At 48.0% G+C, this 15247-nt stretch carries 13 protein-coding genes and 1 riboswitch; of the genes, 10 read left to right on the top strand and 3 right to left on the bottom strand.

Annotated elements, in window-relative coordinates:
• Positions 1-10: 10 nt before the first annotated feature.
• From ACN0UN_RS03410 to zapD, 10 genes are all read left to right on the top strand, one after another.
• On the top strand, positions 11-775 hold the full coding sequence (locus ACN0UN_RS03410; protein ID WP_417658741.1) for a molecular chaperone: 765 nt from the start codon (positions 11-13) through the stop codon (positions 773-775).
• Entirely contained in the window at positions 732-3485 is a 2754-nt protein-coding gene (locus tag ACN0UN_RS03405) for a fimbria/pilus outer membrane usher protein (RefSeq protein ID WP_417658740.1), read from the top strand. The genes ACN0UN_RS03410 and ACN0UN_RS03405 overlap by 44 nt, the downstream gene beginning before the upstream one ends.
• Entirely contained in the window at positions 3476-3922 is a 447-nt protein-coding gene (locus ACN0UN_RS03400) for a spore coat U domain-containing protein (protein WP_417658739.1), read from the top strand. Before ACN0UN_RS03405 ends, ACN0UN_RS03400 begins: the two co-directional genes overlap by 10 nt.
• A gap of 88 nt (positions 3923-4010) precedes the next feature.
• Entirely contained in the window at positions 4011-4877 is an 867-nt protein-coding gene (gene nadC, locus ACN0UN_RS03395) for a carboxylating nicotinate-nucleotide diphosphorylase (RefSeq protein ID WP_417658738.1), read from the top strand.
• Between the two features lie 106 nt (positions 4878-4983).
• Positions 4984-5090: riboswitch (cyclic di-GMP riboswitch) on the top strand.
• 193 nt (positions 5091-5283) lie between these two features.
• The gene (locus ACN0UN_RS03390) at positions 5284-5802 is read left to right on the top strand and encodes a pilin (protein WP_417658737.1); all 519 of its coding nucleotides are present in this window, start codon (positions 5284-5286) and stop codon (positions 5800-5802) included.
• Positions 5803-5911: 109 nt separating this feature from the next.
• Complete coding sequence (gene pilB / locus ACN0UN_RS03385; protein ID WP_417658736.1) at positions 5912-7609, top strand: type IV-A pilus assembly ATPase PilB; 1698 nt, start codon at positions 5912-5914, stop codon at positions 7607-7609.
• A gap of 54 nt (positions 7610-7663) precedes the next feature.
• A complete protein-coding gene (locus tag ACN0UN_RS03380) occupies positions 7664-8890 on the top strand; it encodes a type II secretion system F family protein (protein ID WP_417658735.1) in 1227 nt (408 codons plus the stop codon).
• Position 8891: 1 nt separating this feature from the next.
• Positions 8892-9758, top strand: a complete 867-nt coding sequence (locus tag ACN0UN_RS03375) for a prepilin peptidase (protein ID WP_417658734.1) — start codon at positions 8892-8894, stop codon at positions 9756-9758.
• Positions 9758-10369: a dephospho-CoA kinase gene (gene coaE, locus ACN0UN_RS03370; RefSeq protein ID WP_417658733.1), complete on the top strand. Its 612-nt coding sequence runs from the start codon at positions 9758-9760 to the stop codon at positions 10367-10369. The genes ACN0UN_RS03375 and coaE overlap by 1 nt, the downstream gene beginning before the upstream one ends.
• 31 nt (positions 10370-10400) lie before the next feature.
• A complete protein-coding gene (gene zapD, locus ACN0UN_RS03365; protein ID WP_417658732.1) occupies positions 10401-11165 on the top strand; it encodes a cell division protein ZapD in 765 nt (254 codons plus the stop codon).
• A 13-nt stretch (positions 11166-11178) separates the two neighbouring features.
• On the opposite strand, the gene mutT is transcribed toward zapD, so the two are convergent.
• From mutT to ACN0UN_RS03350, 3 genes are read right to left on the bottom strand one after another with little or no spacing between them, the layout of a single operon-like run.
• Positions 11179-11577, bottom strand: coding sequence for an 8-oxo-dGTP diphosphatase MutT (gene mutT / locus ACN0UN_RS03360; RefSeq protein ID WP_417658731.1), 399 nt, complete (start codon positions 11575-11577; stop codon positions 11179-11181).
• Complete coding sequence (gene secA, locus ACN0UN_RS03355) at positions 11564-14263, bottom strand: preprotein translocase subunit SecA (protein WP_417658730.1); 2700 nt, start codon at positions 14261-14263, stop codon at positions 11564-11566. Before secA ends, mutT begins: the two co-directional genes overlap by 14 nt.
• 36 nt (positions 14264-14299) lie before the next feature.
• Entirely contained in the window at positions 14300-15232 is a 933-nt protein-coding gene (locus ACN0UN_RS03350) for a M23 family metallopeptidase (protein WP_417658729.1), read from the bottom strand.
• Positions 15233-15247: the final 15 nt, after the last annotated feature.

Raw genomic sequence — 15247 nt, 5'->3', positions numbered from 1 at the left:
CAGGATGCTTATGAGCCTTTTACATCGAATAAAAGGTTATGATCAGCGGGTTAGTCAAACTAGCCCGCTGAGTTTATTGGGGCGCACACGCACAGTTTGGCTGGTGGTTTTAATCATTCTAGGACTGCTCAACATTGCCGAAGCTGGCTCGCTTGGGGTTTCCCCTGTTCGCGTAGATTTATCGACGCAGCAGCGCGTCGCATCCATAACCGTAACAAACTCAAGTAACGAGCCGAAAACCATACAAATGCGTTTATATAAGTGGCATCATGACGGCACTCAAACCAACTTGGAAAAAACTAAAGATATACTTCCAGCCCCCCCGATTGCTGTGATTCCTCCTAAGCAGTCACAGTTATTACGTGTCGGACTTCGCACCAAGCCAGGCTCAAAGCTCGAGAAAAGTTATCGTTTAATGATTGAAGAAATCCCTTCGCAACAGAATGTTGGGGTAGCTTTAGCACTTCGAATTTCTATTCCCGTATTTGTGAAGCCCGAAGTATCCGTGCATGCGCAACTGTCCTGGAGTATTGAATCTTTGAACGGCAAAAAATTCCTGCGTGTGGATAATCATGGCAATGGCCATGCCAAACTTAATGATTTTAAGGTTGCACCCGCCGTTCTTAAAACAGCCGCACCAACGAGTAATGTTTACGTTCTACCCGGTGCACATTTTCGTTGGGAACTAACATCACAGTTCAATTCTCACCAAGCGTTGCAGGTTGAAGCCATTGTTCACGGAAAAGAAATTTCGTTGGCTGTGCCGCCGCATTAAAGCTTCACAACCCATTATCTATTTTGCCATTGCGTATGCACTGGTCGGTTACCTGCTATTCTCCCAACCGTCAGCCCAAGCGCAAAGCACGATTGCGAGCACTGAATCAAGCATTGATGCAGTGCGTTTGGGGAAATGGCCAAATAAGTCGCGCCTCGTATTCGAAGGGCGCGAAGGAATGCACGCCCAAGTAATTTCGGGCAGCCAAGCGACCATTATTCGCTTGCGTCTTAGTTTACCGAGCCCCCACCATACGACGTCTTGGCTGAAAAACATCGTTCCACAAAATCATCACGCCATCAAAAGTCTATTAGTTACTGACATTTCAGCAACTCAAGTTGAGCTTACTGTTCATTTTTACCGCCCAACCGTAGCGGAAATTTTTAATCTGCGCGCTATGGAGGGGTTTCAACCACGTTTGGTCATCGATTTTTACGAAGCTGATTTTGCCCTCGAAGAGCTTTGGGTAGATGTGAACATTAACGGCAATAGCGGATTCGGTACCGTATTGGCTTTGGCGTTTGAAGACAACGACGTACTCATTTCAGAAAGCGATTTAAAAATGTGGCGCGTGAAATTACTTAAATCAGGTTACCTAGAGTACTTTGGTGAGAACTACTATTCACTTCACGACTTGGGGATTGGTTTTCTACTGAATCGCGCCCAATTGCAATTGAACATTCAAATCCCAGCTCAACAGTTTGCGAAACTAAATCTACAAGGCCACCAACGGCAAGACGTTCAGCTCACGCGGTCAAATTTTGGTTTTTATTTAAATTACGATCTAACCGCATATCGGCACAACGCCACAACCAGTGGTTCTGGGTATGCGGAACTCGGTATTTTCAACCATTTTGGAACGCTAAATCATCGAACCATTGCTCGTTATGACGATGCAACCCAGCAGTCTGAAATGGTTCGCTTAGATACAGTTTGGCGAAGCGATTTCCCAGACGCAATGGCGTCACTCTATTTGGGAGATTTTATAACACGCACTGCTTCATGGAATCGTAACCTGCATGCAGCAGGGATCAAGTGGGAAACCAACTTCGAAACGCAACCTGAGCTCATTAAGCAACCAACCCTAGCGTTTACTGGATTAGCAACGGAACCCTCAACGGTCGATCTATTCATTAACGATGCATTACGGTTTCGTAGGGACATTCCAGCGGGTCCATTTTCAATTGATGACTTACCCACGATAACCGGGTATGGCGATGTGCAGATGGTGATAACTGACGCCCTTGGCCGCACACAGCGGGTCACACAAAATTATTTCACCGACCGGCGCTTGCTGCGCACGGGACTGCATGAATATTCCTATGCTCTTGGCTCTATTCGTCGTAACTATGGCTTTGCCGACAGCGACTATCATCACTGGCTTGCCAATGCTTATCATCGCATCGGTATCTCCAACAACTGGACTGCAGAATACGCCGCGCGATTTAGTAGCGCCTATGAAATGCTTAGCTTAGGTTCTGTTTTTACCTTACCTTGGCACAATTCACTTAACTTTTCTGTAGCGGCGAGTCGCAGCGACGGGCGTCACGGTCAATTGATTCAGCTTGGTGTTCAACATCAGCGCCGCGGATTCAACTTCGGCGTTGACGCACAAAAGTCATTCAACGACTTTCAAATTGACCCACCGCAAGTGGAATCTTTACTGCTACCGGAGTTTCAACTGACATCCTTCATCAGTTGGTCTTCGGCGGACTTAGGCAGTTTTAGGGTCGCTTACACGGAACAACAACGCATCACACAAGATGTTGCATTTATCAACGCAGGATATTCAACAAGTCTGAATAATTGGGGGTATTTATCATTAAACGCCGTAAAGTTTTTGAATGATAAAAACGATTTCCAATTATCGTTGACATTAAACTTCCCGTTGGGCGAGCGTACTAACTTCACGACAGGAGCTACAAGATATTCCGATCGAAAACGTGGTTATGCTCAATTGCAACGTCAAGCACCAACCGGATATGGCTTAGGTTATCGCATAAGACAAGGGTTACTAACACAGCCTGTTACGCAAGCCGAAGTTCAAGCCAAAACTCCGGTAGGCAACTATCAGCTTAGCTATGAGAACAATCCACAGTGGGCCTCGGTTAACCGTGAAACATCCGCATATCGGTTTTCTGCTCGCGGATCACTTAGCGCGGTTGGCGGTTACATATCCGTTGGCCAACCAATTCATGATAGTTTCGGTTTGGTGCGCTTGCCCGAATTCCCCAACGTACGTATATATTCAGACAACCAACACGTGGCAACCACCGACCATGACGGTACAGCGCTGATTCCTAGACTTCGAGCCTACCAACGCAACCGAATTCGTGTCGACGCCAAAGACATACCTTTACACGCTGATTTTTCGTCGTTGCAACAGGAAATTTCGCCGTATCATAGAAGCGGTGTGGTTATTGAGTTTCCAATCTCAAACAATATGAGCATTGTGGCTAATGTCGTTGACACGAATGGTGAATATATTCCAGTAGGCGCTCAGGCATTCCTAAACGCCACTAACGCCCCCGTGACGATTGGCTATGATGGTTTGCTGTATTTAACGTCGGCACCACCGGACAGTGAAAATAGACTTAAAGTAACCGTTAATTATTACGCACAGAAGAAACGCGTAACCTGTGTCATAAATATCCCAATACCACAATCTACGGATAAACGCGTAGATTTAGGAGTAACACCATGTCTTTAGCTGTTCGGGCACATAAATATTTGAGCGTTTTGGTGGTGATAGCTATCTCCATTCAACAAGCTGCGGCATCGTGTACACTCACTGCTCAGGGAGTACGTTTTGGTCCCTATGATGCGCTTTCGATTAGCCCAGCAGAAAGCACTGGCGCCGTTGAGGTGACCTGTACAGTTCCTACCAGCTACCAACTATCATTAAGCAGTGGCAATGGCGTGTTTACCGAACGCACAATGGTAAATGGCTCGCACACGCTTATCTACAATTTATATACGGACGCAAGTTATTCGTTTATTTGGGGAGATGGAACTGGCGTGACGCAAGTGGTGAATGGTTACACCGAAAGTACAACCATTCATGACATATTTGGTCGAATTCCTGCTAATCAAGATGTTGCCGTTGGTTCATACAACGACTTTATCGTTGTTACGATTGAATTTTAATCCTAAATACGCCTTGTTAGATGCGCTTTCGCCCCCTAAAATAAGTGCAACCCTGAAGCAACGTCCATTACATAAATAAAGGCTCCCCATGGAAACCCGTGTCGACTCCACACTCTTGGTCACTGATCGCGAGCACATGGTGCAGCGCGCCCTGCAAGAAGACTTAAACGGACTCGCTGCTGATTTAGACATTACTGCGCAACTGATACCTGCCACCGAACAAGCGCGTGCCACTATTATTACCCGAGAAGATGCCGTGGTCTGCGGTGTTGATTGGGTGAACGAAGTGTTTAAGCAGCTCGGCAGTGACGTTACGGTAAACTGGTTGGTGGCCGATGGCGATATGGTTGATGCCGACTCCGTACTGTGTGAACTGGAGGGCCCCGCACGTGTCATTCTAACTGGCGAACGCACTGCACTTAATTTTCTGCAAACGTTATCGGCCATCGCGACCACCACAGCCCATTATGTTCGGCATTTAGAAGGTAGTGAAACGCGGTTGCTGGATACTCGCAAGACAGTTCCTGGTTTGCGTACAGCATTAAAGTACGCCGTAGCCTGCGGCGGCGGCTTTAATCACCGTATTGGATTGTATGATGCCTACCTTATTAAAGAAAACCACATCATGGCATGTGGCGGTATTATGCAAGCAATTGGTAAAGCTCGCGAACTAAATCCAGGTAAGCCCGTCGAAGTGGAAGTCGAAAATTTAGACGAATATTATGATGCTCTGCGCGCAGGGGCAGACATAATTATGCTCGATAACTTCTCTTTACATGATATTTACACGGCTGTAGAACAACGTACTGGCTCGACACGCTTAGAAGTGTCCGGCAACATTACTGATAAGCGCTTGACTGAGTTAGCATTAACCGGTGTCGACTATATCTCTTCTGGCGCTTTAACAAAAAATATACATGCCATTGACCTTTCTTTAAGATTTCAAAAACTTTAACTATTGACGAATTAAATTGATCTGCTATGTTTTAGAGGCAATGCGCAACTAAAAGCCCCCACTGTCGAATGAAAAGACAGGAATGGTGGTTCTTAGGTGCCAGGCATGCTTTAAAAGGCAAAGCTACTGAGAGGTAGTGACGCAAAACCTCCGGTCCAACTGGTATGGGCGGCTTAACTGCCAACCAAATTAGCGGATAGCGGGGCTGCAGGCTAAAGTCTGGTGGATGGAGTAGCTTTCCGATGTTATGTCGACAAAGCAAAAACCACTTGTTCTTTCGGCTGATGCAGATGACTTGTTGTGGTTGATTTTTGGAACCATCCAAGTGCTGACTGTGCATCTGGATGCTACTTAAACAGACACAACAACAACTAATAAGTTCGAAATTACTTTCGGGAGATATTTCATGAAAGCGCAAGTACAAAAAGGTTTTACCCTAATCGAATTGATGATCGTTGTTGCGATCATTGGTATCTTGGCAGCTGTAGCAATTCCAATGTACAGCGACTACACCCAACGTGCTAAAGCTTCTACTGGTTTAGCTGCATTGGCAAATTACAAAACTACTGTAGCTATGTGCTATCAGACATACGGCGCGTTGACTAACTGCAATGCGACTACTGGCCCTGTTGTAGACGACCCAAATACTACTGAAGACGAGACTGCTGCAGGTAACCCAACTCCGATTCCACCAGCAATTACCGATGGTGATAACGTGAATGGTGTCACCTCTGCAAATGTTCAAGGTGGTGTCATATCGGCCACATTGGAAGCTGTAGATGTTGACGGAACACCAATTAACGTAACTATCAAACCAACTGCTTCAACTGGTGGTGGTGTATTGACTTGGACCATCGGGTGCTCGGATTACTCTAAAGGCACACGAGTAGATGGTTGTTCAGCAGAACCTGAACCAGCTGCTTAAAATCTATTACAGAAATAGTTAACACTTAAGCGGTATAATGCTATAAAGGCCTCAAACCGAACTATGTTTGAGGCCTTTTGCTTTAACCTGCTAACTTGGGTAAAAAAACATGCTGCACCACTCCCTCGCGGCGCTGCTGCTGCGTGACAAACTTATCCCTGAAGAAAAACTCACCCGTTGCAGTGAGTATGCTTGGGAAAATAAGCTTCCTTTTAGTGCCTGCTTAATTGAACAAAAGCTTATTTCGCCAAGCGAACTTGCCAACTTTTGTTACCTCGAGTCCAACGCGCCCTGGCTTGATCTCGACGCTTTTAACGCCGATTACATACCTCAAGAATTCATCAACGAACGTTTAATTCGTAAGAACCACGCGATTCCACTCTACCTGCGCGGCAATGTGCTTTATGTGGCTGTTTCTGATCCAACTCGGATTGAAACGCTCGATGAATTCCAGTTCCGTACACGTATGCAAACGGAAGCGGTACTCGTTGAAGAAAGCAAACTGCAAAAACTGATTGATACGGTGCTGGAAAACGACTCTTCGGCGCTGGGTGTTACTGCGGAAGATGAACAAGAACTTCGCGATATCGATGCCACGGATGATCGCCAGGATGATACTGGCACGGTATCAGCAGACGTAAAAAATGACGCGCCCATTGTTATTTACATCAACAAGATGTTGTTAGATGCCATTAAACGCGGTGCCTCGGATTTGCACTTCGAACCCTATGAGCAGGAATATCGGGTGCGCTTTCGTATCGATGGCGTGTTGCATGAAATTGCCAAACCACCAGTGCAGCTAGCAGGCCGCATCGCAGCGCGGTTAAAAGTTATGTCGCAGCTTGATATTGCCGAGCGCCGACTGCCCCAAGATGGACGTATAAAACTCAAACTTTCCAAACATAAAGCCATAGATTTCCGGGTTAGCTCATTGCCGACTTTGTACGGCGAGAAAATTGTATTGCGGATACTTGATGCCGCAGCTGCCATGATCGGTATCGAATCACTCGGTTATGAACCGGATCAGCAAAAGCTTTATGAAGAAGCACTAGAAAAGCCGCAGGGCATGATATTAGTTACCGGCCCAACGGGTTCAGGTAAAACCGTATCACTGTATACAGGCCTCAATATTCTTAATACCCCCGAACGCAATATTTCTACCGCCGAAGACCCTGTAGAAATTAACTTAATGGGGATTAACCAGGTTCAAATTAATGTGAAAGCCGGTTTGGGTTTTGCTGATGCGCTGCGCTCGTTTTTGCGGCAAGACCCTGACGTGGTCATGGTTGGCGAGGTACGTGACTTAGAAACAGCAGAAATTGCGATTAAAGCGGCGCAAACGGGTCACTTAGTGCTATCTACGTTGCACACGAACTCAGCCGCCGAAACACTGACTCGTCTCATGAACATGGGCGTGCCCGCCTACAACATTGCGGGCTCTGTGACACTCATTATTGCGCAGCGACTGGCGCGACGCCTCTGCGGCCACTGCAAGGAAGAAGAAAAACTTCCAAAAGAAGAAATGCTGCGCCAGGGTTTTAGTGAAGAACAGGTAAAAACTGCCACTGTTTATAAAGCGGTGGGTTGCGATCAGTGCACGAACGGTTATAAAGGTCGTACAGGTGTATACGAGGTAATGCCCATTACACCCAACATCGCAGACCTTATAATGACCGGTTCATCGTCGTTGGATATTGCCAAACAAGCACGCAAAGATGGTATTAACTCTTTGCGCGAATCGGCATTGCTTAAGGTCGCCAAGGGCACCATTAGCTTGATTGAAGCCAACCGCGTGACCAACTTCTAATTCGACTTACCAGAAGAATAAACAAAATAATAATCAGAATAAGTAGGTGCAGTAATGGCAAAAAAACCTCAGACCATGAAAGAAATCACCGAGTTTGCCTGGACTGGTATCAACAAACGCGGACAGAAAGTTAAAGGCGTGATGCGCGCTGATAGCGACCGCATGGTGCGTACCAAGCTGCGCGACCAAGGCGTAATGCCGAAAAGCGTGAAGAAAAAGGGCAAGCCGTTACTAGGTGACAAAAAGATTGTTGGTGCTGATATTGCGTTATTTACGCGCCAAATTGCCACCATGCTTGCTGCTGGTGTGCCGCTATTGCAGTCATTGGAAATGGTGGCCAAAGGCGTTGAGAAAGTCAAAGTTCGTAACCTCATGCTAACCATAGCCAACGATGTCGCTGCAGGCTCACCGTTAGCTGGTGCTTTGCGCAAACACCCAGACGTATTTGATAGTTTGTATTGTGATTTAGTTGATTCCGGCGAGCAGTCCGGCTCACTCGAAACCATCTTTGACCGTATCGCTACGTACCGGGAAAAGTCCGAACAATTGAAGGCGAAAATCAAGAAAGCTTTGGTGTATCCAGCCTCTGTTATCGTGGTCGCAATTGCCGTAACAATTATTTTGCTGGTATTCGTGGTACCACAGTTTGAGGCGGTGTTTAAAGACTTCGGTGCTGAACTGCCTGCCATGACGCAATTTGTGGTTACCTTATCGGAAATCGTCCAAGCCTACTTTTTATACGTTATCGCTGGATTTATCGTGGCTGGTTGGTTGTTCAAACGGGCCTATAGTAAAAGCCAAGCGTTGCGCGACAAAGTGGATAAGTACTCGCTAAAAATTCCTGTCATTAAAGAGATTTTAAATAAGGCCGCAGTAGCCCGTTTTGCCCGTACGCTGTCGACCACTTTTGCCGCTGGTGTGCCGCTGATTAGCGCACTTGATTCAGCAGCAGGCGCATCGGGTAATGCTGTCTATCGCGACGCTATTTTCCGCATCCGCGATGAAGTGACGTCGGGCATGCAAATGAACACGGCCATGCAATCGCAGGACTTGTTCCCTACCCTTGCCGAGCAGATGGTTTTTATCGGCGAAGAATCCGGTTCATTGGACGACATGCTTGCGAAAGTTGCCGATATTTACGAACGCGAAGTTGACGACTTAGTCGATAACCTAACCGCACTGCTCGAACCGATGATCATGGTTGTTATCGGGGTGCTGGTAGGTGGTTTGATTGTCGCCATGTACTTGCCTATCTTCTCACTCGGTAAGGTGGTGAGCTAACGTGGATATTATCTTTGATTATCCAGCGCATACCTGGTGGGTTACGGTGGTCGGGTTACTTCTTGGCTTAGTGGTTGGCAGTTTTTTAAATGTGGTGATTGGCCGTTTCCCTGTGATGATGCAACGCCAATGGCAGCGTGAATGCGCGGAAGTTTCCGGCACCGCGCCTGAACCCCAAGTGCCCTTCAATTTGGCCACTCCCAATTCGCACTGTCCCAAATGCAAAACCCCCATCAAATGGTACGACAACATTCCGGTTATCAGCTGGTTGTTGTTGCGCGCCAAGTGCCGCAGTTGTGGCACCAAAATTTCAGTACGTTACCCGCTGATAGAGCTACTCACAGGAATCGTTTTCGCGTTGATTGTGTGGAACCTTGGCTTCAGCATCACTACCTTCGTGTATTTGTTTTTAACCTGCTTGCTAATCAGCATGTTTTTTATTGATGCCGACCACATGCTGTTGCCTGACCAAATGACCTACCTGATGCTGTGGACTGGCTTAGGCTTTGCAATTTATAGCGCACATATACCACTGCAAGATGCCGTGATTGGTGCCATAGCGGGCTATTTAGCCCTCTGGAGCGTCTACTGGGCGTTTAAACTGCTAACGGGCAAGGAAGGCATGGGGTATGGTGACTTTAAGCTGTTAGCGGCGTTTGGGGCCTGGCATGGCTACCAGATGTTACCCGTTACCATCATTGCTGCTGCTGGCAGTGGCGCAGTTATCGGTATTGCCTGGCAATTTATTCATCGTAACAAACAAGGCCAGCCCATACCTTTTGGTCCATTTCTAATTTGTGGCGGTGTGATTGCCATGCTGTGGGGTGAGCAGATAATGCACAGCTACTTGAACTGGGTGTATGGCTAATGTTTGTGGTGGGAGTTACCGGCGGCATTGGTAGCGGCAAAACCACCGTCACCGACTTGTTTAAAGCGCACGGAATTACCATTGTCGACGCCGACGTGATTGCCCGCCATATTATGGATATTGGCAGCCCCGCTTTAGCTGCTGTTGAACAACGGTTCGGCACTGCTGCATTGAACGATAACGGCAGTTTGAATCGGGCGTGGCTACGCGAGCGCATTTTTAATCACCCCGAAGACAAGCAATGGCTGAATGACCTCACCCACCCACTTATTCGCGAACAGTTACTGCGCGAACTCGAAGCGGCCACGTCGCCCTACGTGATTCTCTCGGCGCCCTTACTGGTCGAGAACCGCCTCACCACGCTTTGTGATAGGGTACTGGTTGTTGATGTCAGTGAAGCGACGCAAATTGAACGTACGCTTGCACGTGATGATGTATCCAGAGCGCAGGTGCAGGCCATTATCGACGCCCAAGCAACGCGCCAGCAACGCTTGGATGCTGCCGACAATGTCATCCACAATGAAGGCGACCGGAACCTTCTTGTCAGCCAAGTTGAACAATTGCATGAAATTTACCTGCGCTTAGCAGATACCAGTAAGCCAAGTGATTGAAAGTTCGCTGTAAGCAGCTATGATAGAGGCCATGAATAACAATAATAATACGGCGACTATTGAATACGAGTACCCGCTACTAGAGCGGGTGCGCACTTATTTGCGCCTGGAGCATATTGTTCATGCGCTGCAACCAAGTACCCCTGTCAGCCAGCAGAATTTTACCCGTTATTTTAGCGCGTTATTTTCTGTGCTCGATTTATGCGAGCGCAGCGACGTGCGCACAGATGTACAAAAAGATTTAGAACGCCGCAAAGCCCAGCTGAAAATTTGGGCTGAACACCCGGATGTGAATCAACAGCAACTGCAAGAAACCATGCAACGGGTTGGTGATGCGCTGCAAGCTATTCAGCCCATGAGTCGCGTAGGCAGTAACCTTAAGCAAGACCGCTTACTTAGTGCAATTCGTCAGCGGTTCGCAATGCCCGGTGGCACCTGTAATTTTGACGTGCCGCAGCTGCATTTTTGGCTGCATCAACCGCAGGAAGTGCGTGACGCAGACACCAATCGCTGGTGGTCTGAATTGGACGTATTGGTGAACGGTTTACTGTTGGAGTTGGAGCTGATGCGCGGTCAAGCGCGGTTTCAAACAGCCAGCGCGCCCAATGGATTACTGCAAGAAAGCACTGAGCCGTTAAGCTTGTTGCGTATTCGTGTGGCGGCCGACTTGCCTGCTTACCCAGTTATTTCTGGGCATAAACAACGCTTTAGTATTCGCTTTTTGCGTTATGAGCCGGTGAACGGCAAAGCCTCTTATGACCAAAACATTGAATTTGAACTTGCGCTCTGCCCGTAACCCTCTGTCCGGTCTATAACGTTAATAACCGCTCGATAATTGCTTCGTTGGCTGCTGGAAACGGATAGGCTTCAAGCTGATGCACTGGCACCCAAGCCCATTCCTGCCCTTCTTTTTGCTGCACAGCACCACGAAACGCGGTGACCATCCACACGTCCAGAAGCACCTGCTTATCGGGGTAATCGAATTGAATGGCAGTTAACGGTGAGGCGGCATCCACCGTGATATTACATTCTTCATGCAACTCACGACACAATGCGCTGTAAACGTCTTCGTTGGCTTCCACTTTGCCGCCGGGAAACTCCCACTTATTGCCTTGATGCAAATGGGCGTGGCGACGGCTAATGAACACATCACCGTTGGTGTTTTGAATCACACCAACGGCAACATGTACGCGTTTAGATTTTGCCATGGCACTGTTTAAATTTCTTACCTGAACCACAGGGGCATGGGTCGTTGCGGCCAACTTGCTTGGCTGAACTGGCTTGCGCCGGAGCTTCGCTGGTACCACTAGTTGGCGCACCTTCGTGCTGATATTCTTTTTGCTGTGACGCTTCTGCAGCGCGGCGTTTGGCTTCAACCGCTTCTACTTCTTCTTCAGCACGCACACGTACTTTGCTGAGAATTGTGACCACTTCAAGCTTCAATGCTTCAAGCATTTCGGCAAAGAGTTCAAAGGCTTCACGCTTATATTCTTGTTTCGGGTTCTTCTGCGCATAACCACGTAAGTGAATACCTTGGCGCAGATGATCCATCGCCGCGAGATGCTCTTTCCAGTGCATATCAAGGCTTTGCAGCATGATGGTTTTCTCGAACTGACGAATTACTTGCTCGCCAACCATTTGTTCTTTGTCACGGTAAGCTTTCACCAGCTCATCAAGAATGCGTTCGCGCAATACTTCTTCGTGCAATTTATCGTCTTCGTCTAACCATTGCTTAATTGGCAACGGTAGGGCGAAGTCGGCACGCAAGCGCTCTTCTAATCCGTCTAAATCCCACATTTCCAGCAATGACTGCGGCGGAATGTACTCGCTGATCACGCGATCAATCACATCGGCGCGAATCACTTCGATGGTTTCTGAAATATCGCCTTCATCGAGCAGTTCGTTGCGTTGCTCGTACACCACTTTACGCTGGTCATTGGCAACATCATCGTATTCAAGCAATTGTTTACGGATATCGAAGTTGCGGCCTTCCACTTTGCGTTGTGCGTTTTCAATAGCGCGGCTGACCCACGGATGCTCAATGGCTTCACCTGGCTTCATGCCAAGGCGTTTCATCATGGTGGCCATGCGCTCTGATGCAAACATGCGCATCAAGGCATCTTCAAGTGACAAGTAGAAGCGTGACGAACCTGGGTCACCCTGACGGCCTGAACGACCACGTAACTGGTTATCGATACGGCGTGATTCATGACGCTCGGTACCAATAATATGCAAACCACCCGCTTCTATGACTGCGTCGTGACGTTTCTGCCACTCGGCTTTCACTTCTTCAATTTTTTCTGGGCTTGGATCGTTCAGCTCAGCAATTTCAGTTTGTAAGTTGCCACCCAATACAATGTCGGTACCGCGGCCAGCCATGTTGGTGGCGATAGTGATTGCACCTGGCATACCCGCTTGCGCAACAATTTCAGCTTCACTGGCGTGAAATTTTGCGTTCAGTACTTTGTGCGGAATCTTTTTCTTCTTCAGTAGCTTCGACAGCAGCTCTGAGGTTTCAATTGAAATGGTACCCACCAACGCAGGGCGTTTGGCAGCACGGCATTCTTCAATATCGGCCACAATGGCGTCGTATTTTTCTTCAGCAGTAATAAAGATCAAGTCTGCACGGTCATCACGAATCATTGGCCGGTTGGTTGGAATCACCACTGTTTCCAAGCCATAAATAGACTGGAACTCGAACGCTTCCGTATCGGCAGTACCTGTCATACCTGCCAGCTTGGTGTACAAGCGGAAGAAGTTCTGGAAGGTGATTGACGCCAAGGTTTGGTTTTCGTTTTGAATTTTAACGCCTTCTTTGGCTTCAATGGCTTGGTGCAAGCCTTCTGACCAACGACGCCCTTCCATGGTACGACCGGTGTGTTCATCAACAATGATGATTTGGTCGTCTTTGACAATGTAGTCGACGTCTTTTTGGAACAAGTGATGCGCACGTAACGCTGCGTTGACGTGGTGCAGCAGGGTAATATTTGCGGCAGAGAACAAAGAGTCGTCTTCGGCCAACATGCCACGTTCTTTTAGAATTTCTTCCACGTGCTCCTGACCGTGTTCGGTCATGTGTACTTGCTTAGACTTTTCATCAATGGTGAAGTCACCCACACCGCGCTCTTCTTCGGTGTCTTCTTTTTCCTGACGCTCTAGCAAAGGTACAATGTCATTCATTTTCATGTACATTTCTGAGCTGTCTTCGGCGGCACCTGAGATGATCAACGGGGTACGCGCTTCGTCAATCAAGATGGAGTCCACCTCATCGACAATTGCATAGTTCAATTCACGCTGCACGCGTTCTTGTGGGCTGAACGCCATGTTGTCGCGCAGATAGTCGAAGCCAAATTCGTTGTTGGTGCCGTAGGTAATATCGGCGGCATAAGCTTCGCGCTTTGCCTGCGGGTTCATACCTGGAATATTGAACGCAACACTAAGACCTAGGAATTCAAACAAAGGACGGTTGGTTTCGGCATCGCGGCGCGCCAAATAGTCGTTTACGGTAACAATATGAACGCCTTTACCAGAAAGTGCATTCAGGTAGGCAGACAAGGTGGCGGTAAGGGTTTTACCTTCACCGGTACGCATCTCGGCAATGCGGTTGTCGTTCAAAATCATACCGCCCACCAACTGCACGTCGAAGTGGCGCATTTTAAACACCCGCTTCGATGCTTCGCGCACGGTGGCAAAGGCTTCGACAAGTAGGTCGTCTAACTTTTGGCCTTGCTCGACACGCTGCTTAAATTCAACGGTTTTTTGTTTGAGTTCTTCGTCGCTTAACGCTTCAAATTCAGGTTCAAGCGCATTAATTTGCTGAACCTTTTTTTGTAAACCTTTAAGAATGCGATCGTTGCGGCTACCAAATACCTTGCGGAATAAACTACCTAACATGTGAATCTAATTTCCTGTTGTAGCAATCACTCGGCTTTAGTCAGCCGAGCGATAGACATATTTGTATGGGTCGATTTGACGGTTATTACGTAACACTTCGTAGTGCACATGCGGCCCTGTTGAGCGCCCTGTGCTACCGATAAGAGCGATTTGCTGCCCCCGTGTTACCACGTCACCTTCTTTGACTAACAGCTCTTTGCTGTGGCCGTAGCGGGTTTTTAAACCGCCCCCATGGTCAATTTCGATTAACTTGCCATAACCTGAGCGCTCACCAGCCCACGTTACAACGCCAGCACCCGTCGCATAAACACCGGCACCTTCTTCAAGGCTCGCGAAATCTAGGCCTTTGTGCATTGCGGGACGACTATTAAACGGGTCTTTACGAATTCCGTATTGCGAAGACAGCCAACCAGACTCAATGGGACGTCCGGCAATGTAGCTCTCTGCTGAGATATGGTGACTCATCATCACAGACTCAAGGAGTGCAAGCTGTTTTTGTTTGCTGGAAAGCTCACCGAGCATGCCTTCGATTTGGTCGATGACATCGCGGCCATCTACTTTTGGCGCATCGATGATTGAGGCCTCGGGGCCACCCATGACTTCAACCAGGGGTTCGTCAAAAGCGAACTCACCGTTATCTAAGTCAGCCACAGAGGCTAAACGTTGCCCTAAGGCATCTAAACGGCGTAACTGTGACTGCATCTCACCCAAATAGATGGTCATGGCAGTCAGTTTTTTCTCGGTCTCGTTTTTTAATTCGAGCACCGCCTGCTCTTGTGCAGCCAATGCCAGTTTTTCTTCTGTAATTTTTGCCCGCGCGCTATCTGGGTCTAGCCCCTGATGCGCCCACGGCTTCGTCACAGCAAGTACACCAAACGCAGCAAGGCCAGCCAGCGACAGGATACGTCGACGACTTAGCGCAAAACTGAATTTAACTTTGGTGCCTCGGTAGAAGACTGATAAACTCATGCAATCTCTCGCTGC

The organism is Pseudidiomarina sp., from assembly GCF_048267825.1.
Lineage (GTDB): Bacteria > Pseudomonadota > Gammaproteobacteria > Enterobacterales > Alteromonadaceae > Pseudidiomarina.
The sequence above is the reverse complement of the archived record's forward strand: the minus strand, read 5'-3'. Positions and strand labels throughout refer to the sequence as shown.

Coding starts and splice junctions, on each gene's coding strand:
- ACN0UN_RS03410 (WP_417658741.1), top strand. CDS start 11: ATGAGCCTTTTACATCGAATAAAAGGTTATGATCAGCGGGTTAGTCAA.
- ACN0UN_RS03400 (WP_417658739.1), top strand. CDS start 3,476: ATGTCTTTAGCTGTTCGGGCACATAAATATTTGAGCGTTTTGGTGGTG.
- nadC (WP_417658738.1), top strand. CDS start 4,011: ATGGAAACCCGTGTCGACTCCACACTCTTGGTCACTGATCGCGAGCAC.
- ACN0UN_RS03390 (WP_417658737.1), top strand. CDS start 5,284: ATGAAAGCGCAAGTACAAAAAGGTTTTACCCTAATCGAATTGATGATC.
- pilB (WP_417658736.1), top strand. CDS start 5,912: ATGCTGCACCACTCCCTCGCGGCGCTGCTGCTGCGTGACAAACTTATC.
- ACN0UN_RS03380 (WP_417658735.1), top strand. CDS start 7,664: ATGGCAAAAAAACCTCAGACCATGAAAGAAATCACCGAGTTTGCCTGG.
- coaE (WP_417658733.1), top strand. CDS start 9,758: ATGTTTGTGGTGGGAGTTACCGGCGGCATTGGTAGCGGCAAAACCACC.
- zapD (WP_417658732.1), top strand. CDS start 10,401: ATGAATAACAATAATAATACGGCGACTATTGAATACGAGTACCCGCTA.
- mutT (WP_417658731.1), bottom strand. CDS start 11,577: ATGGCAAAATCTAAACGCGTACATGTTGCCGTTGGTGTGATTCAAAAC.
- secA (WP_417658730.1), bottom strand. CDS start 14,263: ATGTTAGGTAGTTTATTCCGCAAGGTATTTGGTAGCCGCAACGATCGC.
- ACN0UN_RS03350 (WP_417658729.1), bottom strand. CDS start 15,232: ATGAGTTTATCAGTCTTCTACCGAGGCACCAAAGTTAAATTCAGTTTT.